Here is a 24,931-nt window from a genome sequence, read left to right as displayed (position 1 = left end):
GGCGACGCCAGCCAGCCTAACGTGGCGGCACCAAGGTGTCAGGGGACACGGAGGCACAATCCCGGACGAAGATCGTTCCTTCCTGGACACCTTGTCCAAAGCCGTCCGGGCGTCCTGTACGTCACTCGGGGGACCACTCCATGTGCGGGTGGACGTAGTCGGTCGGCGGGGTGAAGGTCTCCTTGATCGACCTGGTGGACGTCCAGCGCAGCAGGTTCTGCGCCGCGCCCGCCTTGTCGTTGGTGCCGGAGGCCCGGCCGCCGCCGAACGGCTGCTGTCCGACCACCGCTCCGGTCGGCTTGTCGTTGACGTACAGATTTCCGGCGGTGAACCGCAGCCGCTCCACGGCCTGGGCGATGGCCCGCCGGTCCTGCGCGATCACCGAGCCGGTCAGCCCGTACGGGGCGGCCTCGTCGACCCGCTCCAGGGCGTCCTCCCAGCGGCTGTCCTCGTACACCTGGACGGCCAGGATCGGCCCGAAGTACTCGGTGGAGAAGATCTCGCCGCGCCGGTCGCCGCCGAGCAGCACGGTCGGCCGGACGAACCACCCGATCGCGTCGTCGTACTGGCCGCCCGCGAGCAGTTCCACCTGCGGGTCGGCCTTGGCGCGTTCGATCGCGTCCCGGTTGCGCGCGAAGGCGCGCGCGTCGATCAGCGCGCCCATGAAGTTGCTCAGGTCGGTGACGTCGCCGACGGTCAGCGCGTCCACCTCGCCGAGGAAGTCGTCCTTGATCCGCCGCCACAGGCTGCGCGGCAGGTACGCCCGGGACAGCGCCGAGCACTTCTGGCCCTGGTACTCGAACGCGCCGCGCAGCATCGCGGTGCGCAGCACGGCCGGGTCGGCGGAGGGGTGGGCGATCAGGAAGTCCTTGCCGCCGGTCTCGCCGACGATCCGCGGGTAGCTGCGGTAGCGGCCGATGCCGCGGCCGATCTCCCGCCACAGGTTCTGGAAGGTGGCGGTGGAGCCGGTGAAGTGCAGCCCGGCCAGTGCCGGGTCCTGCAGCGCCACCTCGGTCACCGCCTGTCCGTCGCCCGTGACCAGGTTGACCACCCCGGGCGGCAGGCCGGCCGCCTCCAGCAGCCGCATCAGGAAGTGCGCGGCCAGCATCTGCGCCGGTGCGGGCTTCCACACCACGGTGTTGCCCATCAGGGCGGGCGCCGTCGGCAGGTTTCCGGCGATCGCCGTGAAGTTGAAGGGGGTGATCGCGCAGACGAAGCCCTCCAGCGGGCGGTGGTCGGCGCGGTTCCACACCCCGGGGCCGGAGATCGGCTGCTCGGCCAGGATCTGCCGGGCGAAGTGCACGTTGAACCGCCAGAAGTCGACCAGCTCGCACACGTCGAGTTCGGCCTGCTGCACGGACTTCGACTGCCCCAGCACGGTGGCGGCGGCCAGCGTCTCGCGCCACGGCCCGGCCAGCAGGTCGGCGGCGCGCAGGAACACCGCCGCCCGGTCGTCGAACGACAGGCCCCGCCACTCGGGCGCCATGGCCAGCGCCGCGTCCACCGCGTCCCGCACGTCGGCGGCGGTCGCGTTGCCCAGCACGCCGAGCTTCGCCGCGTGGTGGTGCGGCTGCACCACCTCGATCCGCTCCCCGCCGCCGAGCCGCTGCGCGCCGCCGATGGTCATCGGCAGCGCGGTGTGCTGCCCGGCCAGCCCGTCCGCCACCCGCAGCAGCCGGGCCCGCTCGGGGCTGCCCGGCGCGTACGCCCGCGGCGGTTCGTTGACGGGGGTGGGGACGGTGGTGACCGCGTCGATCGGCATGCTGCTCAACTGCTCCGTACGGTGGTGCGTGCTGTTCCCCTCCCAGGGTGAACGCGCGTACCCGCGTTGACGTGCTGTGACACGCCTAGCGGGACAGCTCCTCGGCCACCGCGACGGCCTCCACCAGCGAGTCCACCACCGGCACGCCGACGTGCACCAGCTTCTCCCGGGTGTGCGAGCCGCCCGTCCACAGCACCGACTTGATGCCCTGCGACAGCGCCGCGACGGCGTCGTCCGCCGCGTCCCCGATCAGCACGGTGCGCGCGCGGTCGATCCCGGGGCCCAGCGCCTCCAGGTGCACCGCCAGCTCCGCCGCCTTGCGCCCGCCGGGCTCCCCCCGCCGCCCGTCCACCCGCAGGAAGTGCCCGGTCAGCCCGAACGCGTCCACCGCGGGCACCAGCTTCTCGTGCTCGTACATCGACAGCACCGACTGGCTGCGCCCGCCCGCCGCCCACCCGGACAGCAGCTCCTCGACGCCCGGCGTCAGCCCGCAGCTCGGGAACAGCTCCAGGTACTTGACGTGGAACGCGTCGTCCAGCGCCAGCCACTCGGCCCGGCTGGGCATCCGCCCCAGCAGCCGCTCGTAGAACTTCGGAATCGGGATCTCGTACTGCGCCCGGTACTCGTCCAGCGTCATCGGCCCGATCCCGACCATCTCGAACGCCGCGTTGCTGGCCCCCAGCACGGCCGGCATGTCCGACAGCAGGGTGCCGTTCCAGTCCCAGACTATGTGTGTACGCACCCGCCAAGGGTAGGGCCACCTCGGCGGCTCCTCCCACGCTCCACCTCAGCCGTTGAACTCGTCCGGGTTCGGGCCGGTGCGCAGGCCGCGGTCGGTGGTGGCGATGGCGGCCATCTCGGCGTCGGTGAGGGTGAAGTCGAAGACGTCGAGGTTCTGCCGGATCCGGGCCGGGGTGACGGACTTGGGGATGACCAGGTTGCCGAGCTGGAGGTGCCAGCGCAGCACCACCTGGGCGGGGGACTTGCCGGTGCGCTCGGCGATCGCGGTGATCGCCGGGTCGTTCAGGACGGCGCCCTGGGCGAGCGGGCTCCAGGCCTCGGTGGCGATGCCGTGCGCGGCGTGGAAGGCCCGCAGTTCGGCCTGCTGGAGGCCCGGGTGCAGCTCGACCTGGTTGACGGCCGGCACCAGCCCGCTGTTCCCGATCAGCCGCGTCAGGTGCGCGGGCTGGAAGTTGGAGACGCCCGCGGCACGGATCCGGCCGTCGGCGGCGAGGCGCTCGATCGCCCGCCAGGAGTCGAGGTACAGGTCCCGGGCGGGGGTGGGCCAGTGGATCAGGTACAGATCGACGGTCTCCAGGCCGAGCTTGTCGAGGCTCGCGTCGAAGGCCCGCAGCGTCGCGTCGTAGCCCTGGTCGGCGTTCCACAGCTTGGTGGTGACGAACAGCTCCTCGCGGGGCAGCCCGGACGCGGCCAGCGCCTTGCCGACGCCGCGCTCGTTGCCGTAGATCGCGGCGGTGTCGATGCTGCGGTACCCGGCCTCCAGCGCGGTGGCGACGGCGGCGGTGGTCTCCTCGTCCGGAACCTGGAAGACGCCGAAGCCGAGCTGCGGCATCCGGACGCCGTTGTTGAGGGTGACGGTGGGGACGGTCATGGGAATCAAGCCTTCTCGGTGAGGGTGTAGTTCAGGGTCTGGGCGCGGATCAGGCCGTCGCGGAAGACGAAGGTGTCGACTCCGTCGGTGACCTGCCGGGTGGCGGTGGCGGCGCTCCAGCGCAGGAACAGCAGGTCGTCGGCGAACAGCGGGGTGAGCTGCCACTCGGCGTCGGGCAGCTCGGCGAGCAGCCGGCCGATGACCTGCTTGACGCCGCCGCGGCCGGTGCGGACGCCGTCGGGCGTCAGGAACACCGCGTCCTCGGCGTAGCTCTCGGCGATCAGGTCGAGGTCTCCGGTGGCCAGGCGCCTGCCGTGCTCGGCGAACACCTCCTGCGGGGTGCGGGCGCTCATTGGGCGAGCTCCCGCAGCGCGGCGGTGGCGAACGCGTGGTCCTGCTCGGGGGTGCCGCCGCCGACGCCGATGGCGCCGACCGGCCGGCCGTCGCGGTGCACCGGGAGGCCGCCCCCGATGAACAGCAGGGGCCGGTCCAGCGCGGTCGGCAGCGAGTGGAACGGGCCGTCCGGCTTGACCAGGTCGACCAGGTCGGCGGTCGGGGCGTCCAACTGGAGCGCCGTGTACGCCTTGCGGGTGCTGGTCTCGCCGGAGATCAGCACGGCCCGGTCGTCGCGGCGGAACGCCAGCAGGTGCCCGCCGGCGTCCAGGACGGTGACGCTGACCGCGATCCCGGCCGCCTCGGCGGCGGCGCGGGCGGCGGCGACCAGGGTTTCGGCGTCGGAGGTGGTGATGACAGTGGTGCTCATGATGGTGCTTCTCCGGTGCGGGGAGTACGGGGAGTGCGGGTGGTTCAGTGGTTCAGGGCGGGGGCGCCGACGGCAGCGGGGGCGGCCTCGCGGCGCTCCAGGCCGGCCGAGACGAAGGCCAGCACCAGGGCGGAGCCGGCCAGCGCCGCGCCCACCCAGTTCGGTGCGGTCCAGCCGAGGCCGGCGGAGATGACGGCGCCGCCGAGCCATGCGGCGAGCGCGTTGCCCAGGTTGAATGCTCCGATGTTGACGGCCGAGGCCAACGTCGGCGCGCCGTGCGCCTGGTCCAGGACCCGCTTCTGGAGCGGCGGGACGGTGGCGAAGCCGAGGGCGCCGATCACCAGCAGGGTGAGCGCGGCGGCGACTTCGTTGTGGGCGGTGACGGTGAACAGCGCGAGGGCGACGGCCAGTCCGCCGAGGGTGGTGAACAGCATCGGCATCAGCCGGCGGTCGGCGAACCGTCCGCCGAGCAGGTTGCCGAGGAACATGCCGACGCCGAGCAGCACCAGCAGCCAGGTCACCGCGCCGTCGGAGAAGCCCGCGACCTTCGTCATCATCGGCGCGATGTAGGTGATCGCGGCGAACACACCGCCGAAGCCGAGGACGGTCATCGCCATCGCCAGCACCACCTGCACGTTGCGGAACGCGGCCAGCTCCCGGCGCAGGTGCGCGCCTTCGGGACGGGGCAGGTCCGGCACCAGCCGGGCGATGCCCAGCAGTCCGACCACGCCGAGCGCGGCGACGATCGCGAAGGTGGCCCGCCAGCCGACGCTCTGGCCGACGAAGGTGCCGAGCGGCACGCCGACGATGTTGGCCACCGTCAGCCCGGTGAACATGGTGGCGATCGCCCCGGCCTTCTTCTCCGGTGCGACGAGTTCGGCGGCGACCACCGATCCGATCCCGAAGAACGCGCCGTGGGCGAGCGAGGCGACGATCCGCCCGGCCAGCATCGCCCCGAAGCTCGGCGCGAGGGCCGAGAACAGGTTCCCGACGGTGAACAGGGCCATCAGCAGCATCAGCATCCGCTTGCGGCTGATCCGGGTGCCGAGCACGGTCATCAGCGGCGCGCCGACGACCACGCCGATCGCGTAGCCGGTGACCAGCAGGCCCGCGGTGGGGATCGACACCCCGAAGTCCGAGGCGACCTCGGGCAGCAGGCCCATGATCACGAACTCGGTGGTTCCGATGCCGAACGCCCCGATGGCCAGGGCGAGGAGCGCGAGAGGCATGACGCCGACCTCCATGCGATTGCGAGTGCACCTTACGTGCTTTGACAATAATTGCACGCGCACAAACTTGCAAGCGCAATGATTGCACGCGCCTCGCATGCCGGCGCCGCGCGGGTGCCGCGCCGGTGCCGAGCCGGGTGCGGAAACGCGAAAACCCCGCCCCGGCCGGGTGGCCGTGACGGGGTCGTACAGCGAGAAGATCAGGCGATCAGACCGGGGATCTCCTGGGTGGCGAACCAGAGCAGCTCGTGGTCCTCCGCGCCGTCCACGGTGAACTGCGCGTCCTGGTCGCCCTGGTCGGCGGCGGCGATCGCCCCGGCCGCGGCGGCCACGTCGGCCTCCACGTCCGGGTCCGCGTCGTCGGCGTGCACGGAGGCGGCCTTCGCCAGCCGGATCGGGCCGGCCAGCACCACCCGGCCCAGCGAGGCCTGGTCCTGGTACTCGTCGCCCGGGAACGGCGACACCGCGGAGTCGGCGACCTCGACGGCCACCACCACGCGCCGGCGCGGCGCCTTCGGGTCGGCGGCCAGCAGCCGGATCGAGGACAGCGCCGCCCGGTTGAGCGCCGCGTACTCCAGCTCCTCCAGGTCGTCACTGACGTACCACTCGCGCAGCGCCGGAGTCACCGCGTACGCGACGCTCTGCTCCAGGACCCCTTCGGGGTGCGCCACCGTCAGGTCGTTCAGCGTGGTGGGCACGTACACGCGCATGGGGGCACCTTCCTCGGTCACAGTGCGACGGGTCAAGAATACGCAGCCCGCGGCCGCCGGTTCCGCGCTGGGCCGGTCAGGGGACGGGCGGTGTCCCCCTTGGTGCCGCCCGGCCGCCGACCGTGCGTCAACTCCGCGACCGGCCGGGGCCGCAAGGTCCCGTCCGCCCCCACGAACACCACCCGCACGAGTGGAGTTCCCGGCCGCCTCGCGGGCGCGCGAGACGCCTTGGGCCCGCCGCCGCACGCCCGATAGCAAGGTCGGGCACACCCGCCCCGACCCGACTCACCGGCCCCCACGCCCCGACGCCCCGAGAAGGCCCCGATGACCGAGCAGCTCACCCGGACGCCCGGCCCCCGCATCCGCCCGCTGGTCCACCCGGTGCACTCCGCCCGCCGCCCCGTCCGGCACCCGCACCCGCACCCGCCCGGCGAGGCGGTCCGGACCGTCCGCAGCCCCCGGGCGGCCTGCGGCGGCGGGCGCCCGGCCCGGCCACGCAGCCCGGCGCCGACCCGGACGGGGCACAGCGAGCTGGCGACCCGCTTCGCCCGCCGCCTGGTGGAGGTGCTGTGCGGGGTGCGCCCCGTGCACCAGTTGCAGCGCCACACCACGCTGCCGGGGTTTCACCAGCTCGCGGCGCTCACCCGCAGCGGTCCGCTCCGTCCGCGCGGGCGGTCCTGCCAGCCGCGGCTGGGCCACGTGCACGACTCGGCGCCCGCGCCGGGTGCGGTGGAGGCCTGCGTCCGGGTCGAACTCGGGCCCCGGCACCACATGTTGGCGTTCCGGCTGGAGCTGCACACCCGCACCGGGCAGTGGCAGTGCGCCGCCGTCGAGGCCCGCTGAACACCCGGGGAAACGCCGCGGGGCGCCACCCCCGGGAAGGAGGTGACGCCCCGTCGGGCACGCGCTGCCGGTCAGCTCTTGCGGCGCCGGCCCTTCGCGGCCTTGGCCGCCTTGCGGCGCTCGGCCCTGGTCAGTCCGTCACCGTCGGGCACCAGGCCGTCCTCGTCGAAGTCGCCCTCGACCACGCCGCCGCCGACCTCGTCGGACGGGGCGGTGTAGTGCAGCTTCTTGCGCTCGGGGGCCTCCAGGCCCTTGGCGCGGATCTCCGGGCGGGCGCCGGGGACGGTGGCGTCCTTCTCCAGCTTCTCCAGCAGCACCTGCTCGTCGTCCGGCACCGGCACCTCCTCGACCTGCTGCTCGACCTGGACCTCCAGGTTGAACAGGTAGCCGACGGACTCCTCCTTGATGCCCTCCATCATCGCGGAGAACAGGTCGAAGCCCTCGCGCTGGTACTCGACCAGCGGGTCGCGCTGGGCGTAGGCGCGCAGCGCGATGCCCTCCTGCAGGTAGTCCATCTCGTAGAGGTGCTCGCGCCAGCGGCGGTCCAGCACCGACAGCACGACGCGGCGCTCCAGCTCGCGCATGATCTGGTCGCCGAGCTGGTCCTCCCGCTTGCCGTAGGAGGCGGCGATGTCCTCCTGGATGACCTTGGTGAGGTACTCCGGGGTGAGGCCGCCGTTCTCCGCGGCGTCCTCCTCCAGCTCGTCGAGGTCCAGCGAGACGGGGTAGAGCTGCTTGAGCGCCGTCCACAGCTTGTCGAGGTCCCAGTCGTCCTCGAAGCCCTCGCCGGTGGCGGCGTTGACGTACGCGGCGACGGTGTCGTCCATGAAGTGGCCGACCTGCTCCTGCAGGTCCTCGCCCTCCAGGACGCGGCGGCGCTCGCCGTAGATGACCTCGCGCTGGCGGTTGAGGACCTCGTCGTACTTGAGGACGTTCTTGCGGATCTCGAAGTTCTGCTGCTCGACCTGGGTCTGCGCGGAGGCGATGGCGCGGGTGACCATCTTCGACTCGATCGGCACGTCCTCGGGGACGTTCGCCATGGAGAGCACGCGCTCGACCATGCCGGCCTTGAACAGGCGCATCAGGTCGTCGCCCAGCGACAGGTAGAACCGGGACTCGCCCGGGTCGCCCTGACGGCCGGAGCGGCCGCGCAGCTGGTTGTCGATCCGGCGGGACTCGTGGCGCTCGGTGCCCAGGACGTACAGGCCACCGATCTCCTGCACCTCCTCCTGCTCCGCCTTGACCGCGACCTTGGCCTTCTCCATCGCGGCCGGCAGCGCGCCCTCGTACTCCTCCGGGGTGTCCTCCGGGGTGATGCCGCGCTGGGCCAGCTCGGCGGCGGCCAGGTGCTCCGGGTTGCCGCCGAGCATGATGTCGGTACCGCGGCCGGCCATGTTGGTGGCGACGGTGACGGCGCCCTTGCGGCCGGCCTGGGCGACGATCTGCGCCTCGCGCTCGTGGTGCTTGGCGTTCAGCACCTCGTGCGGGATGCCGCGCTTGCGCAGCTCCTGCGACAGGTACTCGGACTTCTCCACCGACACGGTGCCGACCAGCACCGGCTGGCCCTTCTCGTGGCGCTCGGCGATGTCCTGGACCACGGCGGCGAACTTGGCCGGCTCGGACTTGTAGATCAGGTCCGGCTGGTCGATCCGCTTGGGGGTCTTGTTGGTCGGGATCGGGACCACGCCGAGCTTGTAGATCTGGTGGAACTCGGCCGCCTCGGTGGTGCCGGTACCGGTCATGCCGGACAGCTTGTCGTACAGGCGGAAGAAGTTCTGCAGGGTGATGGTGGCCAGCGTCTGGTTCTCGTTCTGGACCTCGACGCCTTCCTTGGCCTCGATCGCCTGGTGCATGCCCTCGTTGTAGCGGCGGCCCGCCAGAATACGGCCGGTGTGCTCGTCGACGATCATGACCTCGCCGTTGATCACGACGTAGTCCTTGTCCCGCTTGTACAGCTCCTTCGCCTTGATGGCGTTGTTCAGGAAGCCGACCAGCGGGGTGTTCACCGACTCGTAGAGGTTGTCGATGCCCAGGTAGTCCTCGACCCGGCTGACGCCGTCCTCGAGGATGCCGACCGTGCGCTTCTTCTCGTCGACCTCGTAGTCGCGCTCGATCTTCAGGCGCTGCACCAGCTTGGCGAAGTCGCTGTACCACTTGGTGGCCTGGTCGGCCGGGCCGGAGATGATCAGCGGGGTACGGGCCTCGTCGATCAGGATCGAGTCGACCTCGTCGACGATCGCGAAGTTGTGGCCGCGCTGCACCAGTTCGTCCTGCGACCAGGCCATGTTGTCGCGCAGGTAGTCGAAGCCGAACTCGTTGTTGGTGCCGTACGTGATGTCCATCGCGTACTGGCGCTTGCGCTCGGCCGGCGTCATGTTCGCCAGGATCACGCCGACCTCAAGACCGAGGAAGCGGTGCACCCGGCCCATCCACTCCGAGTCGCGCTCGGCGAGGTAGTCGTTGACGGTGATCAGGTGCACGCCCTTGCCGGTGAGGGCGTTCAGGTACGCGGGCAGGGTGCCGACCAGGGTCTTGCCCTCGCCGGTGCGCATCTCGGCGACGTGGCCGTGGTGCAGCGCGGCGCCGCCCATGATCTGCACGTCGTAGTGGCGCTGGCCAAGCACCCGCTTGGCGGCCTCGCGAACGGTCGCGAAGGCCTCGGGGAGGATGTCGTCCAAGCTCTCCCCGTCGGCGAGCCGGGCCTTGTACTCGTCGGTCAGTGCGCGCAGCTCGTCGTCGGTGAGGTTGACGAAGTCCTCTTCGATCGAGTTGACCTGGGCGGCAATCCGCTGCAGCTTGCGGAGGATCTTGCCCTCGCCTGCGCGCAGGATCTTGTCGAAGACGGACACGTGAGCGGGCTCCTTGCCTGGATCGGCTCTGGATGACTGACGGCGGGGAGTCCACCCCACCGTACGGGCCATCGTATGCGAGGAGGCCGAGCGCCCGGGAGGTCCGTCAGCACGCTATTCCTGTGTCACCCCTGGGGGCACATCGTCCGAAGCAGGGTGCAAACGGTCAAAGCGCTCGGGCGTGGCCGCACTGTCAGTGCCCTGCCCTAGCCTCGCCCCATGGCCGTGACCCCTGCCCCGACTGTCCGGATCTCCGCCGACCACGCCCGCCGGCTCGCGCTGCGCGCCCAGGGTCTGCTCGGCTCCCCCGACCGCCGCGCGGGCGCCCGCGGCGTGCTGCGCCGGCTCGGCGCCGTCCAGCTGGACACCATCTCGGTGCTCGCCCGCTCGCACGAACTGGTGCCGTTCGCCCGGCTCGGCGCGATCGGTCGCCGCCCGGTCGGGCAGGCGTACTGGGGGCACGGCACGGCCTTCGAGTACTGGTCGCACGCCGCCTGCATCCTGCCGATCGAGGAGTGGCCGCTGTTCGCGTTCCGCCGCCGCGCCAACCGGGCCAAGGGCCGGGTCTGGAACCACCAGGTCTCCGAGGAGGTGTACGGGCAGGTGATCGCCCAGCTGCGGGCCGAGGGCCCGCTGACCTCCACCGGCCTCGGCGGGGCGAAGAAGACCGCCGGGTGGTGGGACTGGTCCGACACCAAGATCGCGGTGGAGCGCGCCCTGGCCTTCGGCGACGTGGTGGTCACCGAGCGGCGCGGCTGGAAGCGGGTCTACGACCTCGCCGAACGGGCGGTCCCCGGCGATTTGTTCGAGCAGGACCTGACGGACGCCGAGTGCCTGGAGCAGCTGGTGGCGCAGGCCGGCACGGCGCTCGGGGTGGCCACCCGCGCCGACCTGATGGACTACCACCGCCTCAAGGGCGCCCAGCTGGACGCGGCGCTGCCCGCCTCCGGCCTGGTCCCGGTCGAGGTGGAGGGCTGGGTCGCCCCGGCCTGGGCCGACCCGGCGGCGCTGGAGAGCGAGCCGCGCGGCCGGCACCGCACCACCCTGCTCTCCCCGTTCGACTCGCTGATCTGGGACCGGCCCCGCACCGAGCGGATCTTCGGCATGAGCCACCGGCTGGAGGCGTACACCCCCAAGCACAAGCGGGTGCACGGCTACTTCGCGATGCCGCTGCTGGCCGGCGGCCGGCTGGTCGGCCGGGTGGACCCGGCCCGCGAGGGCACCGCCCTGGTGGCCCGCCAGGTCTCGCTGGACGGGCCCCGCTCGGTGCCCGCCCTCGCCGAGGCGCTGCGCGAGGCCGCCGAGTGGGTGGGCTGCTCGGACGTACGGGTCGAGCGGCTGGACGACGAGATGCTGCGGCCGGAGCTGGAGAAGCTGCTGGCCTGACGGGCCATCAGCGTTCACTCAGCCTATTTCGAGGATCTTTTCACGCATCGCGTAGACCACGGCCTCCATCCTGGAGTGCAGCTGCAGCTTCTCCAGGATGTTGCGCACGTGGTTCTTCACGGTGTTCTCGCTGATGAACAGCTCCTTGGCGATCTCCCGGTTGTTCATCCCGGTGGCCACCAGCTTGAGCACCTCCAGCTCCCGGTCGGTCAGCCGGGGCGCGGGCACCAGCTCCCGGTCGTCGGAGCGGCGCTGGATCATCGACTTGAACTCGGTCAGCAGCTTGGCCGCCATCGACGGGCTGATCTGCGACTGGCCGTCGGCCACCGCGCGGATCGCGGTGGCCACCTCGTCGGTGGAGATCTCCTTCAGCAGGTAGCCGGTCGCCCCCGCCTTGATCGCCTCGTAGAGGTCGGCCTCCTCGTCGCTGATCGTCAGCATGATGATCTTGGCGCTGGGCACCACGTCCTTGATCGCGGTGCACGCCTCGATACCGCTGCGCCGAGGCATCCGGACGTCCATCAGGATGATGTCGGGCAGCAGGTCGGCGGCCTTCAGCACGGCCTCCGCGCCGTCCCCGGCCTCGCCGATGACCCGGATGTCCTCCTCCTCGGCGAGCACGATCTCCAGGCCGCGGCGGAACAGCGCGTGGTCGTCCACCACCAGCACCCGGATCGGCTCCGCGCGACGCGGCGGGTAGCCGGCGTCCTCCGCGCCCAGGCTCTCCCCCATCCGGTCCTCCCCCGCCTCCGGTCACGTGACGCGCCCATCTTTGCACGCCCCGGACGGCCTGTGATCACCCTGTGACGTCGAACCGCCCGGCTGGGTGACTCCCCGAACGCCGGTGACCCCGGCGGCCGTTGACGGCCACCGGGGTCACCACTTCCTCGGTTCGACGGACGCGGCCGCCACTCACTCCTCGTCGGGGCCGTTGATCGCGCCCCCGGCCCCGGCGAAGTCGGCCGCCGCGGCCTGGTCCTCCTTCAGGTGGATCACGCCGTAGTGGTAGCCGTGCCGGCGGTAGACCACGCTCGGCAGCCCGCTGTCCTTCTCCTGGAACAGGTAGAAGTCGTGGCCCACCAGCTCCATCGCGTACAGCGCCTGGTCCAGCGACATCGGCGCGGCCGAGTGGGTCTTCTCGCGGACCACCAGCGGCCCCTCCCCCTCGACCTCCAGGCTGCCCGCCAAGGTCTTGCGGACCGCCCCGTTGAAGCCCTCGGTGGCCTCCGTCGCGGGCAGTTCGGCCAGCGCGGCGGTGGCTGCGGCGACGCTCAGCGGGCCACGCCCGTTGGTACCGCCCTTCTGCACCCGGCGGCGGTCGGCGGACTTGCGCAGCTGCGCCTCCAACTTCGCCGAGGCCAGGTCGAGCGCGGCCCACGGGTCGTTGGCGGACGCCTCGGCCCGGATCACCGGGCCCCGGCTGCGGAGGGTGATCTCCACCCGATCGGAGCGGTCGGCCTGCCGCGGGTTGTGCTCCTTGGACACCTCGACATCCAGGCTGATCGCCTTGGTGTCGAACTTCTGGACCTTCTCCAGCTTCTCGGCCACGTGCTCGCGGAACCTCTTGGGCACCTCGGTCTTGCGGCCCTTGACGACGATGTCCACGCAGAACTCCGATCCCTTGTGCTGACCGGTCCGGAGTGCGTCCCGGACCGGCGTGAGACCCAGCCGGACCAGCCGGTCACCGCCCGCCCCCGGAACACCGCCCGGGAGACCCGCGAAAACCGCCGGCCCCTTACCTCACTTCCTCCCCACCAGGAGCGTTCGAAACCCCTGGAGCCCTTATGCAACACCTCACCCGGGGATCTCGCCTCCCCAGTCGAACGAACGTACCGACGAGCGTTGAGCTGTCCGGCTGTTCCCCCCTGTTTACCCTCCTATGGGTGAAACGGTGGTAAACGACTGGACAACACGCCTGACACCGCCCACCGTATGGCTGAAGTCGCCGCCCGGCGAGCGTTCCGGAGGGTCCCGTGACGAGCCGCAGCACCGCCCACCGGCCCGGATCCGGCCCCGCACCGGTCCTCGCCGCCCTGCTCGACCTGCTGATCCCGGCCCGCTGCGCCGGCTGCGGCGACGGCCGCACCGGCCTGTGCCCGCCCTGCCGGGCTCTGCTCGACGGCACCGGCGCCGGGCCGGCCGGGCCGATGCGCCCACCGCCCGGCCTGCCGCCGGTGCACGCCGCCGCCCCCTACGCCGGGCCGGTGCGCCAACTGCTGCTCGCCCACAAGGAACGCGGCGCGCTGCGGCTGGCCGCCCCGCTCGGTTGCGCGCTGGCCGCCGCGGTCCGCTCCGCCACCGGCGCGGGCGCCGCCCCGCTGCTGCTGGTGCCGGTGCCCTCCGCGCGCGCCGCCACCCGGGCCCGGGGCCACGATCCGATGCTGCGGCTGGCCCGCGCCGCCGCCCGCGAACTGCGCCGCGGCGGGGTGGCCACGCTGGTCGCCCCGGTGCTGCGGCAGGCCCGGCCGGTCGCCGACCAGGCGGGCCTGGGCGCGGCCGAGCGGCACCGCAACCTGCACGGGGCGCTGACCGTCCCGGCCCGGCTGGCCACCCGGCTGGCCGGGCACCGGCTGGTGCTGGTGGACGACCTGGTCACCACCGGCGCCAGCCTCGCCGAGGCGGCCCGGGCGCTGCGCACGGCGGGCTGCCCGCCGCGGGCGGCGGCCACCGTGGCGGCGGCGGCCCGGCGCGGCCCCGGTCCCGGCCGGCGCGGCGCACCGGCCGGGGAGGCCGGGCTCAGCCCGGGTAGATGAACGTCGCGGGCGTCGCCTTGCTGGTCACCGCGTGCCACTGGTTGTCCTTCAGCCGGTACACGCCGGTGCCGGACGCGGCGAGCACCGCCGGGCCGACCTGGTCGGCCTGCACCCGGGCCTCGGTGGCGGACAGCGCCGTCATCGACTCGCCGCCCTGCAGCGGGGAGTCGGTGGACTGCGAGCCGTCGGTGCCCAGGAAGTGCAGCTGCTGCAGCCGGTCGGCCTCCTTGCCGAGCACCACCAGCTGATCGGTGTCGCTCCAGGAGACCGCGGCGACCTCGGCGAGCTGCGGGGCGAGCTCGCGCAGCCCGGTGATCCGGGCGGTCGGGGCAGTGGCGGTGCCGCCGTGCGCCACCAGGCCGAGCGACAGCTTGGTCTTCCCGTCGGAGCCGCGCAGCAGCAGCGCGACCCGGGTGCCGTCGGAGGAGATCCGCAGCGACTGCACGGAGCGCTTGTCCAGCCCCTCCACGGTCACCGGGACGATGGTGCGCTCGCGCCCCGTCGTCCCGGTGCGCTCGCGCCCCGTCGTCCCGGTGCGCTCGCGCACCATCAGCACCCGGGGCACGGCCGGGTCGCGGTCGACCAGCCACAGGTCTCCCCGGCCGTCCCAGCTGGGCGAGGCCAGGCCCTGCGCGGCGTGGCTGGAGACGATCGGTTCGCCGTACTTGTCGGACGGGTTCAGGCCGGCCCAATAAAGGTTGCGGCCGTCCTTGTCGATCACCGCGACGGCGTTGCCGTCCCGGCGGACGGCGAGTTCGCCGGGCCGCGGCTGATTGCCCTGCGCGGGCTGGCCGAGCACCCCGGCGACCGGGACGGGCTCGGCGTTGGCCGGGACGGGATCCCCGCCGGACTGGCCGTAGCGGGTGAGCCGGCCGTCGGCCAGCTGGATGTACGCCTGCATGCCGTTCTCGCCGCCGGCCAGCGCGCCCGGCGCGACCCGCGCGGCCTCGGCGCTGCCGATCGAGCAGCCGCCCTTGGGCGAGGACAGGTCGAGCCGGTCCAGCTTGCCCTGCTGGTCGGCCAGGGTCTGGAAGAACTGCTGGGCCATCTTCCGGCAGCTGTTCGCGTCCTTCCCGAGCTCGACGCCCTCCACTTTGACCGCGGCGACCCGGTTGTCGCCGGCGGTGGCGCTGACCACCTTGACGCCCTGGAGCGTGGTGGTGACCACCGGGCCCAGCCACTGCGAGGGCCCTTCGGTGGTGGCCCGGGCGGCCTCGGTGAGCGGGTCTATTCGGCGGCGCAGGTAGATCGGGTCGGGCACCAGCACCGGGTTGGCCTGGGCGAGTTCGCTGGTCGGGTCGGGGGCGGCGAAGAAGTACCGGTGGACCGGCTTGTAGGTGTTCTTGAAGTTGGTCTGGTCGACGATCAGGCCGTCGGGGAGCTGGTCGATCCGCCACTGGCCGGCGTCGGGGCCCTCGGCGACCTTCACGAAGATGAACTTCTCCTGGTAGTCGCCGGAGCGGGCCGCCTGGTAGGTGTGCCGGCCGTCGAGTTGGGCGACCTGCGTGCCGGTGACGCTGATCGGCACGGTGGTCTCGTCGGGCCCCGGAACGGGATGGCTCCGCGCGGGCGGTTCGGCCAGCACCACCACCTTCGCGTCGGGGCGCCAGCGCTTGGCGGCGTCCGCGGTCAGGTACTGCTTGGCGGTGTCGTAGTTGGCCTGGTCGGCGTTGGAGGAGTCGAGGAAGCCGGCCAGCAGGTCGCCGGGGCTCTCGCCCTTGTGCGGGGCGACCGGGTAGACGTGCACCTGGACGCCGTCGGCGGCGCCCTGCGGCACCTCCAGGCGCTGCGGCGGGCCGCCGGAGGGCATCGAGACGCAGCCGGTGGCGGCGGCCGCCAGCAGTGCGACCCCGCCCAGGGCGAGCGCCCGCCGCTCAGCCGTCCTGTCGTTCCTGTGCACCGGTGGTCCCCTCCTGATCGGTGTCGGCGCCGTCCGGTGCGGGCGGCGCCGGCTGCGTCGGGCGGCCGCTGCGGTCCACCACGATCTGCGCGCCGGTGGCACCGTATCCGGCGGCTCCGGCGCGGACGTCCGACGGGTCGGCGACCGGGGCGGCGCTCGGCCGGCCCAGGCCCGGGCCGATGCTGAGCACCCCGCCGAGGCCGGAGCCGAAGGTGGGCCGCTCGGTGGTGTCCGGGGTCTCCGGGACGGCGGTGGGCTCGCCGCCGCCGCGCACCGCGCGCCGGTAGGGCGCGCCGACCGAGGACATGCCGCGGTTGTGCCGGGAGTCCTCCGGCTCCAGCCGGAACGGCGCCCGGGAGATCTCGCCGCCGCGGGTGCGCGGCAGGGTCAGCCGGAAGTGCGAGCCGCCGCCGGGCTCGCCCCAGGCCTGCAGCCAGCCGCCGTGCAGGTGGGCGTCCTCGACCGCGATGGACAGGCCCAGGCCGGTGCCGCCGGTGGTGCGCACCCGGGACGGGTCGGCCCGCCAGAACCGGTGGAACACCCGGGAGGCCTCGCCGGGCTTCAGGCCGATGCCGTAGTCGCGCACGCCCACGGCGACCGCGCCGTCCCCCGCGCCGAGCCGGATCACCACGTCCCGGCCCTCGCCGTGCTCCAGCGCGTTGACCACCAGGTTGCGCAGGATCCGCTCGATCCGGCGGCTGTCCACCTCGGCGATCACCGGGTTCTCGCCGCCGCGGATCAGCACCGCGCTGCCCTTGGCCTGGGCCAGCGGGTCGGCGGCCTCCACGACGCGGGTCACGATGTCGCGCAGGTCGACGGGTTCGGCGTCCAGGATCGCCGCGCCGGCGTCGAAGCGACTGATCTCCAGCAGGTCGGCGAGCAGCGATTCGAAGCGGTCCAGCTGGTCCTGGAGCAGCTCGGCGGAGCGGGCCGCCATCGGGTCCAGGTCCTCGCGGCTGTCGTAGATCAGGTCGGCGGCCATCCGCACCGTGGTCAGCGGGGTGCGCAGCTCGTGCGAGACGTCGGAGACGAACCGCCGCTGCACCCGGGAGAGCTCCTCCAGCTTGCGGATCTGCGCCTGCAGGCCGTTGGCCATCCGGTTGAACGAGTCGCCGAGGCGGGCGATGTCGTCGGTGCCGGTGACCTTCATCCGCTCGTCGAAGTGTCCGGCGGCCAGCCGCTCGGAGATTCCGGCGGCCATCCGCACCGGGGTGACCACCTGGCGGACCACCAGCCAGGCGATGCAGCCGAGCAGGATGACCAGGAACAGCCCGGCGGTGGCCAGGGTCCCCATCACCAGGTTCAGGGTGCTGGTCTCCTGGTAGAAGGAGAAGACGTAGTACAGCTGGTACGGGTTGCCGTCCGGGCCGTTGAACTGCTTGCCGATCGCCAGGCCCTTGTTGTCGTCGGGCTTGGCCTGGCTGTCCGGCGAGCGGAGCAGCTTGACCGGCTGCTCGTGCGGGACGGACGGTTCGGCGGCGACCAGCTCGCGCATGTCGGGGGTGATCGTGTCGGGCAGGATCGAGCCCGAGTAACGGGCGCTGCCGCGCAGGCCGGCGCTGGCGGCGCTGTCCTCCTGGCCGCCGGGCCCGATCGCGATCACCGAGTAGACGCCGGCGCCGCCGGACGCCAGGTCGGAGACCTGCTTGGTCAGCCAGGCGTTGATCTGGTCGCGGGTCGGGTCGGCGGTCGCGCCGGCCTTGGCCTGCAGGTTGATCGCCTCGTTGATCTTGTCCTGCTCGATCTGGAAGCCGCCGATGGCCTGCCCGTGCGCGGCCTTCTGCTTGGCCTCCAGCAGGCCGGTGCGCACCTGGGCGACCACCACCACGCCGAGCACCAGCACCACCACGAAGGACAGCAGCAGCGTCGCCGCGACCACCCGCAGCTGGATCGAGCGGCGGTACAGCGCCAGCACCCGGCCCACCGGGTGCCGGAACTGCCGGATCACCGGCGCGAACAGCACCGACCACCACCGGCGCCGACGCGGCCGGCCGGTGGTGGAACTCAGCACGTCGCCGCGCACAGCAGCCTCCCCGCCGGCGAACTCGTCCGACGGGGAGGAGGAGGCCTGCTCGTCACTCATCCTCAGCTGGGCCCGGCCTTGTAGCCGACACCGCGGACGGTGACCACGATCTCCGGGCGCTCCGGGTCCTTCTCGATCTTGGAGCGCAGGCGCTGCACGTGCACGTTCACCAGACGGGTGTCGGCGGCGTGCCGGTAGCCCCAGACCTGCTCCAGCAGCACCTCGCGGGTGAACACCTGCCAGGGCTTGCGGGCCAGCGCGACCAGCAGGTCGAACTCCAGCGGGGTCAGCGGGATGCCGCGACCCTCGCGCTTCACCGAGTGTCCGGCGACGTCGATCACCAGGTCACCGATGGTCAGCTGCTCCGGCGTGGGCTCCTCGGCCCGGCGCAGGCGGGCCCGCACCCGGGCGACCAGTTCCTTGGGCTTGAACGGCTTGGTGACGTAGTCGTCGGCGCCGGACTCCAGGCCCACCACGATGTCGACCGTGTCGGTCTTCGCGGTCAGCATGACGATCGGGATGCCCGACTCCGCCCGGATCTGCCGGCACACGTCGATGCCGTCCCGGCCGGGCAGCATCAGGTCGAGCAGTACGAGGTCCGGCTTGGTCTCCCGGAAGGCGGCCAGCGCCTTGTCCCCGTCCGCGACGAAAAACGGCTCAAAACCCTCACCACGCAGCACAATGCCGAGCATCTCGGCCAGTGCGGTGTCGTCATCGACGACGAGGACACGTCCCTTCATGGCTCCATCTTCTCATCACCCGAATGTGACCTGACGCACAGCTGTTCCGTTGCCGGCCCCCCGGCCGTCGGCCGAACCAGTCATACCATCGCAAAGGTATCGGCTGGACGGCCTCGTCCGCACCGTTGCCGATCAGCAACGGGATACCCCTGGGGTACGCGTGCGCACCATGGCACGATGGGCACCCCGATGCACCCGCGCCCAGGGTGCCCCGACGAGGAGCGTCGATTGTCCGAGACCCCGGGTTGGACCTCACCCGGTTCTCCCGAGCCCGCGCCCGGCCCGTCCGAAACCGGCCACTCGGCTCCCCCGGCCCCGCAGGCCACCACCGCACCCCCGCCGCCCGGACCGGGCATGCCGCTCGGCCCGACGCCCCAACCGGGCATGCCGCTCGGCCCGACGCCCGGCATCATCCCGCTGCGCCCGCTCGGCCTCGGTGAACTGCTGGACGGCTCGTTCGCCCTCGTCCGCAGGTACTGGAAGACCGCCTTCGGGCTCAGCCTGGTCCTCGCCTGCGTCCTCGAACTCGTCCAGGCCGGAGTCTCCTGGTGGATCCACGTCTCCGGCACCGACCTGGAAGCGGCGTTCTCCACCTACTACACGCTGCCGCTCGAAATGCTCGCCGGCGTGATCGCCACCGGTCTGTTCACCCCCGTCATCGGCAACAGCCTGCTCGGCCGTGACACCGCGCTCAAGGACGCCTGGGCGCAGGCCCGGCCGAACCTCGGCCGGCTGACCGGCCTGGCCCTGGTGCACACCCTGATCATGATCGGCGCGGTCGCCGTGCCGCTCGTCCCGGTGCTGCTGCTGACCGGCTTCACGGACCAGCCCGCCCTGCTGGTGCTCGTCCCGCCCGCCGTGGTGCCCGCGCTGTGGATCGGGGTCAAGCTCACCTTCGCCGCCCCCGCGCTGGTCCTGGAGAAGCAGGGCGTCATCGGCGCCCTCAAGCGCTCCTGGCGCCTGGTCCGCGGCTCCTGGTGGCGGGTCTTCGGCGCCATGCTCGTGTTCGAGATCGTCGTCGGCCTGCTCGCCGCGGTGCTCACCGTCCCCGGCCAGCTGATCGCCATGATCGTCGGCGGCGTCCCCGGCGACCCGTACGCCACCGACGGGGAGGCCGCGATCAGCATCGGCGTCATGGCGATCTGCGGCGTCCTCGCCAAGACGCTCACCGTCCCGCTCACCGGCAGCCTGCTCGGCCTGCTCTACATCGACCAGCGGATCCGCCGCGAGGCGCTCGACATCGAACTCGCCCGCGCCGTCGGCCTGCCCGGCCACTACCCGACCCCCACCACCGCGCCCGTTCCGGGCCAGTACCCGCCGCCGGGAGCCTGATCGCCATGGGACTCCGGGGGGGAGGGGCGCTGCTCGCGGACGGCGTCCCGGTCACCGTGCCGCGCGACGCCGCCCGCGACGCCGCGCACGAAGAACTCCGCAAATCCATCTACCACCAGCACGAACCCGGACTGGTCGACCGCTTCCTGAACTGGGTCCAGCGCCAGATCGACCACCTGCTGAACGGCCTCGGCAGCCCGCTCGGCGGCGGCGACGGCGCCGCCCTGGTCGTGGTGATCGTGCTCGCCGTGATCATCGCCGTGCTGCTCTGGCGCCGCTACGGCGCGCCCCGCCGCGAGGCCCGCTCCACCGGCATGCTGTTCGCCGCCGATGGCCCGCGCAGCGCCGCCCAGCACCGCGCCGACGCCGCCGCCCACGCCGAACGCGGCGCCTGGGCCGACGCCGTCCGCGAGCAGATGCGCGCCCTGGTCCGCGGCCTGGAGGAGCGCACCGTCCTCGACCCGCGCCCCGGCCGCACCGCCGACGAAGCCGCCGCCGAAGCCGGCCGCGCCCTGCCCGACCGGGCCCGCGAACTCGCCTCCGCCGCAAGGCTGTTCGACGACATCGCGTTCGGCGAACGGACCGCCGACGAACAGTCCTACCGGCTCCTCGCCGACCTCGACCGCGCCCTCGAACGCACCCGCCCCACGCCCGTGGCGGCCGGCGGAGGAACCGCATGACCACCACCGCACCCCCGCCCGCCACCGCCGACCCCGCCGAGCAGCCCACCACCGCCGCACCGGCCGCCGCACCCCGCACCACGCTGCGCACCCTGTGGCGCCGGTGGCGCTGGTGGCTGCTCTCCGCCCTCGCGCTGCTGCTGGTCGGCACCATGGTCGCCGGCATCCCCAACAACGGCTCCTACGAACCGTACGACCCCCGCTCCGGCGCCCCCGAGGGCACCCGCGCCGCCGACCAGCTCCTCCAGCAGCGCGGCGTCTCCAGCCGCACCGCCGCCACCGAGAGCGAACTCGCCGCCGCCCTGCGCGCCGACGACACCACCGTCGTCCTCGGCTACCCCGACGCGCTGTCCTCCCAGGAACTCACCCGGCTCGCCGCACTCCACCGCGGCGCCAACAGCCGGCTGGTGCTGCTCCTCCCCGACCAGCCCGCCCTGAAGGCCTTCGCCCCCGGCATCTCCATCTACTACTCCGCCAGCGACAGCACCACCGCCGTCGAACCCGCCTGCGCGCTGCCCGAGGCCGGCAACGCCGGCGCCGTCCAACTCGGCGGTGAGAGCTACCAGCCCGGCACCCACGACGTCGGCTGCTACCCGCACGGCGGCACCCATCACTCCCTGGTCAGCCGCACCACCGGCACCCAGCAGGTGATCGTGGTCGGCAGCCGCCGGCCGTTCACCAACGAACGCCTCGACCGCGAAGGCAACGCCGCACTCGCCCTCGGCCTGTTCGGCGCCCACCACCAGCTGGTCTGGCAGACCCTCGACCGCGGCGTGACCGCCGGCCCCACCGAGCACCGCAAAACCCCCGGCGACCTCATCCCGAGCGGCTGGTACTGGGGCGCCCTGCAACTCGTCCTCGCCGCGCTGCTCGCCGTCGTCTGGCGCGCCCGCCGACTCGGCCCGGTGCTCAGCGAACGACTGCCCGCCGTGGTCCGCGCCTCCGAGACCACCGAAGGCCGCGCCCGGCTCTACCACCGCGCGAACGCCCGCGGCCACGCGGCCGAAACCCTGCGCCGCGCCGCCCGCCGCCGGGCCGCCGCCGCCCTCGGCCTCCCGCACACCTCCAGCGACCCCGACCCGGCCGCCCTCACCGAGGCCGCCGCCGCCCGGCTCGGACGCCCCGCCGCCGACCTCCAGCAGCTGCTGTACGGCCCGGCCCCCACCGACGACGCCGCCCTGCTGCGGCTCGCCGACGACCTCGACGACATGGAATGGCAGGTACGACAGCCGTGACCGACCAGCTCTACAAGACCGACCCCGGCCAGACCCGCGACGCCCGCACCGCCCTCACCGGCCTGCGGGACGAGATCGCCAAGGCCGTGGTCGGCCAGGACGCCGCCGTCACCGGCCTGGTCGTCGCCCTGCTCTGCGGCGGCCACGTCCTGCTCGAAGGCGTCCCCGGCGTCGCCAAGACCCTGCTGGTCCGCACCCTCGCCACCGCCCTCGACGTCGAGACCAAGCGCATCCAGTTCACCCCCGACCTGATGCCCGGCGACGTCACCGGCTCCCTCGTCTACGACACCCGCACCGCCGAGTTCTCCTTCCAGCCCGGCCCGGTCTTCACCAACCTGCTGCTCGCCGACGAGATCAACCGCACGCCGCCGAAGACCCAGGCCGCACTGCTGGAGGCCATGGAGGAGAAGCAGGTCACCGTCGACGGCGTACCCCGCAAGCTCCCCGAGCCGTTCCTGGTCGCCGCCACCCAGAACCCGGTCGAGTACGAAGGCACCTACCCGCTGCCCGAGGCCCAGCTCGACCGCTTCCTGCTCAAGCTGATCCTCCCGCTGCCCACCCGCGAGCAGGAGTTCCAGGTCCTCTCCAAGCACGCCACCGGCTTCGACCCGCGCGACCTCGCCTCGGCCGGGGTCCGCCCCGTCGCCGGCGCCGCCGACCTGGCCGCCGCCCGCGCCGAGATCGGCGCCCTCACGGTCTCCCCCGAGATCCTCGCCTACATCGTCGACCTGGTCCGCGCCACCCGGCAGTCGCCCTCGCTCGCCATGGGCGTCTCCCCCCGCGGCGCCACCGCCCTGCTCAACACCTCCCGCGCCTGGGCCTGGCTGGCCGGCCGCGACTACGTCACCCCCGACGACGTCAAGGCCCTCGCCCTGCCCACCCTCCGGCACCGCGTCCAGCTCCGCCCCGAGGCCGAGATGGAAGGCACCACCGCCGACAGCGTCATCCAGGCCGTCCTCTCCCAGACGCCCGCACCGCGCTAGCCGCCGCCGGGGGAGAGCGCCACCCGCCTCTCCCCCTCCGCGTCCACTGCCCCAGAAAGCGAGCCCAGCACCCCATGGCCCTGACCGGCCGCACGGCCCTCATCGCCGCCCTCGGCGTCCTCCTGGTCGGCCTCGTGCTCCCCTCCTGGACCGGCATCGGCGTGGTCATGCTGCCGCTGCTCGCCGCGGTCGTCGCCGACCTGGTGCTCGCCGCCCCCGTCCGCCGCCTCACCCTGGAACGGTCCGGCGATCCCAGCGTCCGCCTCGGCGAAGCCGTCGACGTCGACCTGCTCGTCGCCAACCCGTCCCGCCGCCCGCTGCGCGCCCGGATCCGCGACGCCTGGTATCCCTCCGCCTGGGCCCCCGGCACCTCCCTCACCGCCTCCCGGCACTCCGTCACCGTCCCCGCCGGAGAACGCCGCCGCCTCACCACCCGCCTCGCCCCCACCCGGCGCGGCGACCACCACAGCGGCCGAGTGACCATCCGCTCGCTCGGCCCGCTCGGCCTGGCCGGCCGCCAGGCCACCCTCGACGCCCCCTGGCGGATCCGCGCCCTGCCGCCCTTCGCCAGCCGCAAGCACCTCCCGTCCCGCCTCGCCCGCCTGCGCGAACTCGACGGCCGCACCTCCGTCCTGACCCGCGGTCAGGGCACCGAGTTCGACTCCCTGCGCGAATACCTCCCCGGCGACGACGTCCGCTCCATCGACTGGCGCGCCAGCGCCCGCCGCAGCGTCGTCGCCGTCCGCACCTGGCGCCCCGAACGCGACCGGCACGTCCTCATCGTCCTCGACACCGGCCGCACCTCGGCCGGCCGCGTCGGCGACGCCCCCCGCCTGGACGCCGCCCTCGACGCCGCCCTGCTGCTCACCGCCCTCGCCACCAAGGCCGGCGACCGGGTCGACCTGCTCGCCCACGACCGCCACCGCCGCACCGCCGTCGCCGGACGCTCCCCCTCCGAGATCCTCCCCGCCTTCACCGACGCGATGGCCCTGCTGGAACCCGCCCTGATCGAGACCGATCTGCGCGCCATGGTCTCCACCGCCCTCCGGATGGCCCCCCACCGCTCCCTGATCGTCCTCCTCACCGGCCTCGACGCCCACCAGATCGAGGACGGCCTGCTCCCCCAGCTCCCCCTCCTCACCAAGCGCCACGAGGTCGTCATCGCCTCCGTCGCCGACCCCCGCCTCGACGAACTGGTCAACACCCCCCGGGTCACCGTCCGCGACGTCTACGGCGCCGCCGCCGCCGAACAGACCCGCGCCGACCGCCGCCGCACCGCCGACCTCCTCACCCGCCGCGGCATCACCGTCCTCGACGCCCCGCCCGAGTCCATCGCCCCCGCCCTCGCCGACACCTACCTCAGCCTCAAGGCCGCCGGCCGGCTCTGACCGCCCCCCGGCCCCACCCCCAGCCACCGGTTGCCCGGAGGGCTGGGGGTCTTTCTGTTCACCGGTCTTCATATCCTTCGCGGGGAGGTGAGTGCTGTGGAGATCACGGTGCAGTGGGTCAGGACGTCCTGGACGAAGCAGTCCCGAGGTGGCGAGGCCGCCACGCGCAGAAACGCGGCCCCCGTGGGCTTCGTGCTGCCATCGGACCTGGCTCCCTCCTCTGCGCACGTCGTCCGCATGCACGAGGACCACCGCTTCGAGCCGCGGGAGACCCGGGCGGAGCGTCGTAGCGTCGAGATCAGCCTTCAGGAGACCGAGGGCCGACTGCGCGTGCTCCCCCGCGTTGACCCTCTCTACGGTCTGCCCCCTCGCCACCGCAGGCCGCCGGCGGTACGGCTCCAGCCGGGCCAGTGGGTGCGTTGGCAACTGAACTACCGCTTCAGCAGCGCGGCCGGGGTCCGTGATTGGTCCTACTGGCTCGACACGTTCAACGTCGCCTACGGGCCGATGGACGCCGACGTGTTCCTGTCGGCGCCGACGGTGTTCATCGACGAGCGCGGACCGGTGCGGTAGGCCTTGCCCGTCTCCGGAAATCCCCGGGAAATGCAGAAAGGGCCCCAGCCAAATGGCTGGAGCCCTTTCCAGAAAAATTGTTCGGCGGCGTCCTACTCTCCCACAGGGTCCCCCCTGCAGTACCATCGGCGCTGTGAGGCTTAGCTTCCGGGTTCGGAATGTAACCGGGC

General features: G+C 72.9%; 21 protein-coding genes, 1 rRNA gene and 1 pseudogene. 9 read left to right on the top strand and 14 right to left on the bottom strand.

From position 1 onward, the window contains the following. Window positions 1–121: 121 nt before the first annotated feature. From pruA to ACFV18_RS16035, 7 genes are all read right to left on the bottom strand, one after another. On the bottom strand, window positions 122–1,756 hold the full coding sequence (pruA, locus tag ACFV18_RS16065; RefSeq protein ID WP_380483789.1) for an L-glutamate gamma-semialdehyde dehydrogenase: 1,635 nt from the start codon (window positions 1,754–1,756) through the stop codon (window positions 122–124). Window positions 1,757–1,847: 91 nt separating this feature from the next. Continuing rightward, the gene (locus tag ACFV18_RS16060) at window positions 1,848–2,504 is read right to left on the bottom strand and encodes an HAD family hydrolase (protein WP_380483517.1); all 657 of its coding nucleotides are present in this window, start codon (window positions 2,502–2,504) and stop codon (window positions 1,848–1,850) included. A 45-nt stretch (window positions 2,505–2,549) separates the two neighbouring features. Then, on the bottom strand, window positions 2,550–3,374 hold the full coding sequence (locus tag ACFV18_RS16055) for an aldo/keto reductase (RefSeq protein WP_380483516.1): 825 nt from the start codon (window positions 3,372–3,374) through the stop codon (window positions 2,550–2,552). A 5-nt stretch (window positions 3,375–3,379) separates the two neighbouring features. Beyond that, on the bottom strand, window positions 3,380–3,727 hold the full coding sequence (locus ACFV18_RS16050; protein ID WP_380483514.1) for a nuclear transport factor 2 family protein: 348 nt from the start codon (window positions 3,725–3,727) through the stop codon (window positions 3,380–3,382). After that, window positions 3,724–4,137, bottom strand: a complete 414-nt coding sequence (locus ACFV18_RS16045) for a heme-binding protein (RefSeq protein ID WP_380483512.1) — start codon at window positions 4,135–4,137, stop codon at window positions 3,724–3,726. The genes ACFV18_RS16050 and ACFV18_RS16045 overlap by 4 nt, the downstream gene beginning before the upstream one ends. Window positions 4,138–4,181: 44 nt before the next feature. After that, the gene (locus ACFV18_RS16040; RefSeq protein WP_380483510.1) at window positions 4,182–5,366 is read right to left on the bottom strand and encodes an MFS transporter; all 1,185 of its coding nucleotides are present in this window, start codon (window positions 5,364–5,366) and stop codon (window positions 4,182–4,184) included. A 200-nt stretch (window positions 5,367–5,566) separates the two neighbouring features. Next, window positions 5,567–6,076: a DUF6912 family protein gene (locus ACFV18_RS16035; RefSeq protein WP_380483508.1), complete on the bottom strand. Its 510-nt coding sequence runs from the start codon at window positions 6,074–6,076 to the stop codon at window positions 5,567–5,569. A 324-nt stretch (window positions 6,077–6,400) separates the two neighbouring features. On the opposite strand from ACFV18_RS16035, the gene ACFV18_RS16030 reads away from it, so the two are divergent. Next, window positions 6,401–6,919, top strand: a complete 519-nt coding sequence (locus ACFV18_RS16030; RefSeq protein WP_380483506.1) for an Rv3235 family protein — start codon at window positions 6,401–6,403, stop codon at window positions 6,917–6,919. A 71-nt stretch (window positions 6,920–6,990) separates the two neighbouring features. Here ACFV18_RS16030 and secA read toward each other — a convergent pair whose 3' ends face one another. Further along, the gene (gene secA / locus ACFV18_RS16025) at window positions 6,991–9,768 is read right to left on the bottom strand and encodes a preprotein translocase subunit SecA (protein WP_380483504.1); all 2,778 of its coding nucleotides are present in this window, start codon (window positions 9,766–9,768) and stop codon (window positions 6,991–6,993) included. A gap of 219 nt (window positions 9,769–9,987) precedes the next feature. On the opposite strand from secA, the gene ACFV18_RS16020 reads away from it, so the two are divergent. After that, window positions 9,988–11,154: a winged helix-turn-helix domain-containing protein gene (locus tag ACFV18_RS16020; RefSeq protein WP_380483502.1), complete on the top strand. Its 1,167-nt coding sequence runs from the start codon at window positions 9,988–9,990 to the stop codon at window positions 11,152–11,154. A gap of 18 nt (window positions 11,155–11,172) precedes the next feature. Here the strand turns inward: ACFV18_RS16020 and ACFV18_RS16015 are convergent. Both ACFV18_RS16015 and hpf read right to left on the bottom strand, forming a co-directional pair. Next, a pseudogene (locus ACFV18_RS16015) lies at window positions 11,173–11,841 on the bottom strand (response regulator); the annotation flags it as partial. 225 nt (window positions 11,842–12,066) lie between these two features. Continuing rightward, on the bottom strand, window positions 12,067–12,759 hold the full coding sequence (gene hpf / locus ACFV18_RS16010; protein WP_380483500.1) for a ribosome hibernation-promoting factor, HPF/YfiA family: 693 nt from the start codon (window positions 12,757–12,759) through the stop codon (window positions 12,067–12,069). A 368-nt stretch (window positions 12,760–13,127) separates the two neighbouring features. Between hpf and ACFV18_RS16005 the strand changes: the two genes are divergently transcribed. Continuing rightward, complete coding sequence (locus ACFV18_RS16005) at window positions 13,128–13,907, top strand: ComF family protein (protein ID WP_380483498.1); 780 nt, start codon at window positions 13,128–13,130, stop codon at window positions 13,905–13,907. On the opposite strand, the gene ACFV18_RS16000 is transcribed toward ACFV18_RS16005, so the two are convergent. The 3 genes from ACFV18_RS16000 to mtrA are packed head-to-tail and all read right to left on the bottom strand — an operon-like array spanning window position 13,891 to window position 18,570. Continuing rightward, window positions 13,891–15,807, bottom strand: coding sequence for an LpqB family beta-propeller domain-containing protein (locus ACFV18_RS16000; protein WP_380483496.1), 1,917 nt, complete (start codon window positions 15,805–15,807; stop codon window positions 13,891–13,893). The two genes, ACFV18_RS16005 and ACFV18_RS16000, sit on opposite strands and share 17 nt — an antisense overlap. Beyond that, entirely contained in the window at window positions 15,782–17,890 is a 2,109-nt protein-coding gene (gene mtrB / locus ACFV18_RS15995) for an MtrAB system histidine kinase MtrB (protein ID WP_380483494.1), read from the bottom strand. The genes ACFV18_RS16000 and mtrB overlap by 26 nt, the downstream gene beginning before the upstream one ends. 2 nt (window positions 17,891–17,892) lie before the next feature. Then, the gene (gene mtrA / locus ACFV18_RS15990; protein ID WP_030459579.1) at window positions 17,893–18,570 is read right to left on the bottom strand and encodes an MtrAB system response regulator MtrA; all 678 of its coding nucleotides are present in this window, start codon (window positions 18,568–18,570) and stop codon (window positions 17,893–17,895) included. 228 nt (window positions 18,571–18,798) lie between these two features. On the opposite strand from mtrA, the gene ACFV18_RS15985 reads away from it, so the two are divergent. From ACFV18_RS15985 to ACFV18_RS15960, 6 genes are all read left to right on the top strand, one after another. Next, complete coding sequence (locus ACFV18_RS15985; RefSeq protein WP_380483492.1) at window positions 18,799–19,902, top strand: glycerophosphoryl diester phosphodiesterase membrane domain-containing protein; 1,104 nt, start codon at window positions 18,799–18,801, stop codon at window positions 19,900–19,902. A 5-nt stretch (window positions 19,903–19,907) separates the two neighbouring features. Then, on the top strand, window positions 19,908–20,582 hold the full coding sequence (locus ACFV18_RS15980; protein ID WP_380483490.1) for a DUF4129 domain-containing protein: 675 nt from the start codon (window positions 19,908–19,910) through the stop codon (window positions 20,580–20,582). Continuing rightward, window positions 20,579–21,817: a DUF4350 domain-containing protein gene (locus tag ACFV18_RS15975; RefSeq protein WP_380483488.1), complete on the top strand. Its 1,239-nt coding sequence runs from the start codon at window positions 20,579–20,581 to the stop codon at window positions 21,815–21,817. The genes ACFV18_RS15980 and ACFV18_RS15975 overlap by 4 nt, the downstream gene beginning before the upstream one ends. Continuing rightward, the gene (locus ACFV18_RS15970) at window positions 21,814–22,800 is read left to right on the top strand and encodes an AAA family ATPase (protein ID WP_380483486.1); all 987 of its coding nucleotides are present in this window, start codon (window positions 21,814–21,816) and stop codon (window positions 22,798–22,800) included. The genes ACFV18_RS15975 and ACFV18_RS15970 overlap by 4 nt, the downstream gene beginning before the upstream one ends. A gap of 74 nt (window positions 22,801–22,874) precedes the next feature. Then, complete coding sequence (locus ACFV18_RS15965; protein WP_380483484.1) at window positions 22,875–24,188, top strand: DUF58 domain-containing protein; 1,314 nt, start codon at window positions 22,875–22,877, stop codon at window positions 24,186–24,188. Between the two features lie 96 nt (window positions 24,189–24,284). Beyond that, window positions 24,285–24,761, top strand: a complete 477-nt coding sequence (locus tag ACFV18_RS15960) for a hypothetical protein (protein ID WP_380483482.1) — start codon at window positions 24,285–24,287, stop codon at window positions 24,759–24,761. A 79-nt stretch (window positions 24,762–24,840) separates the two neighbouring features. Here ACFV18_RS15960 and rrf read toward each other — a convergent pair. Continuing rightward, window positions 24,841–24,931, bottom strand: a 5S ribosomal RNA gene (rrf, locus tag ACFV18_RS15955); the annotation flags it as partial.

The organism is Kitasatospora sp. NPDC059673 (assembly GCF_042734215.1).
Taxonomy (GTDB): domain Bacteria; phylum Actinomycetota; class Actinomycetes; order Streptomycetales; family Streptomycetaceae; genus Kitasatospora.
The sequence above is the reverse complement of the archived record's forward strand: the minus strand, read 5'-3'. Positions and strand labels throughout refer to the sequence as shown.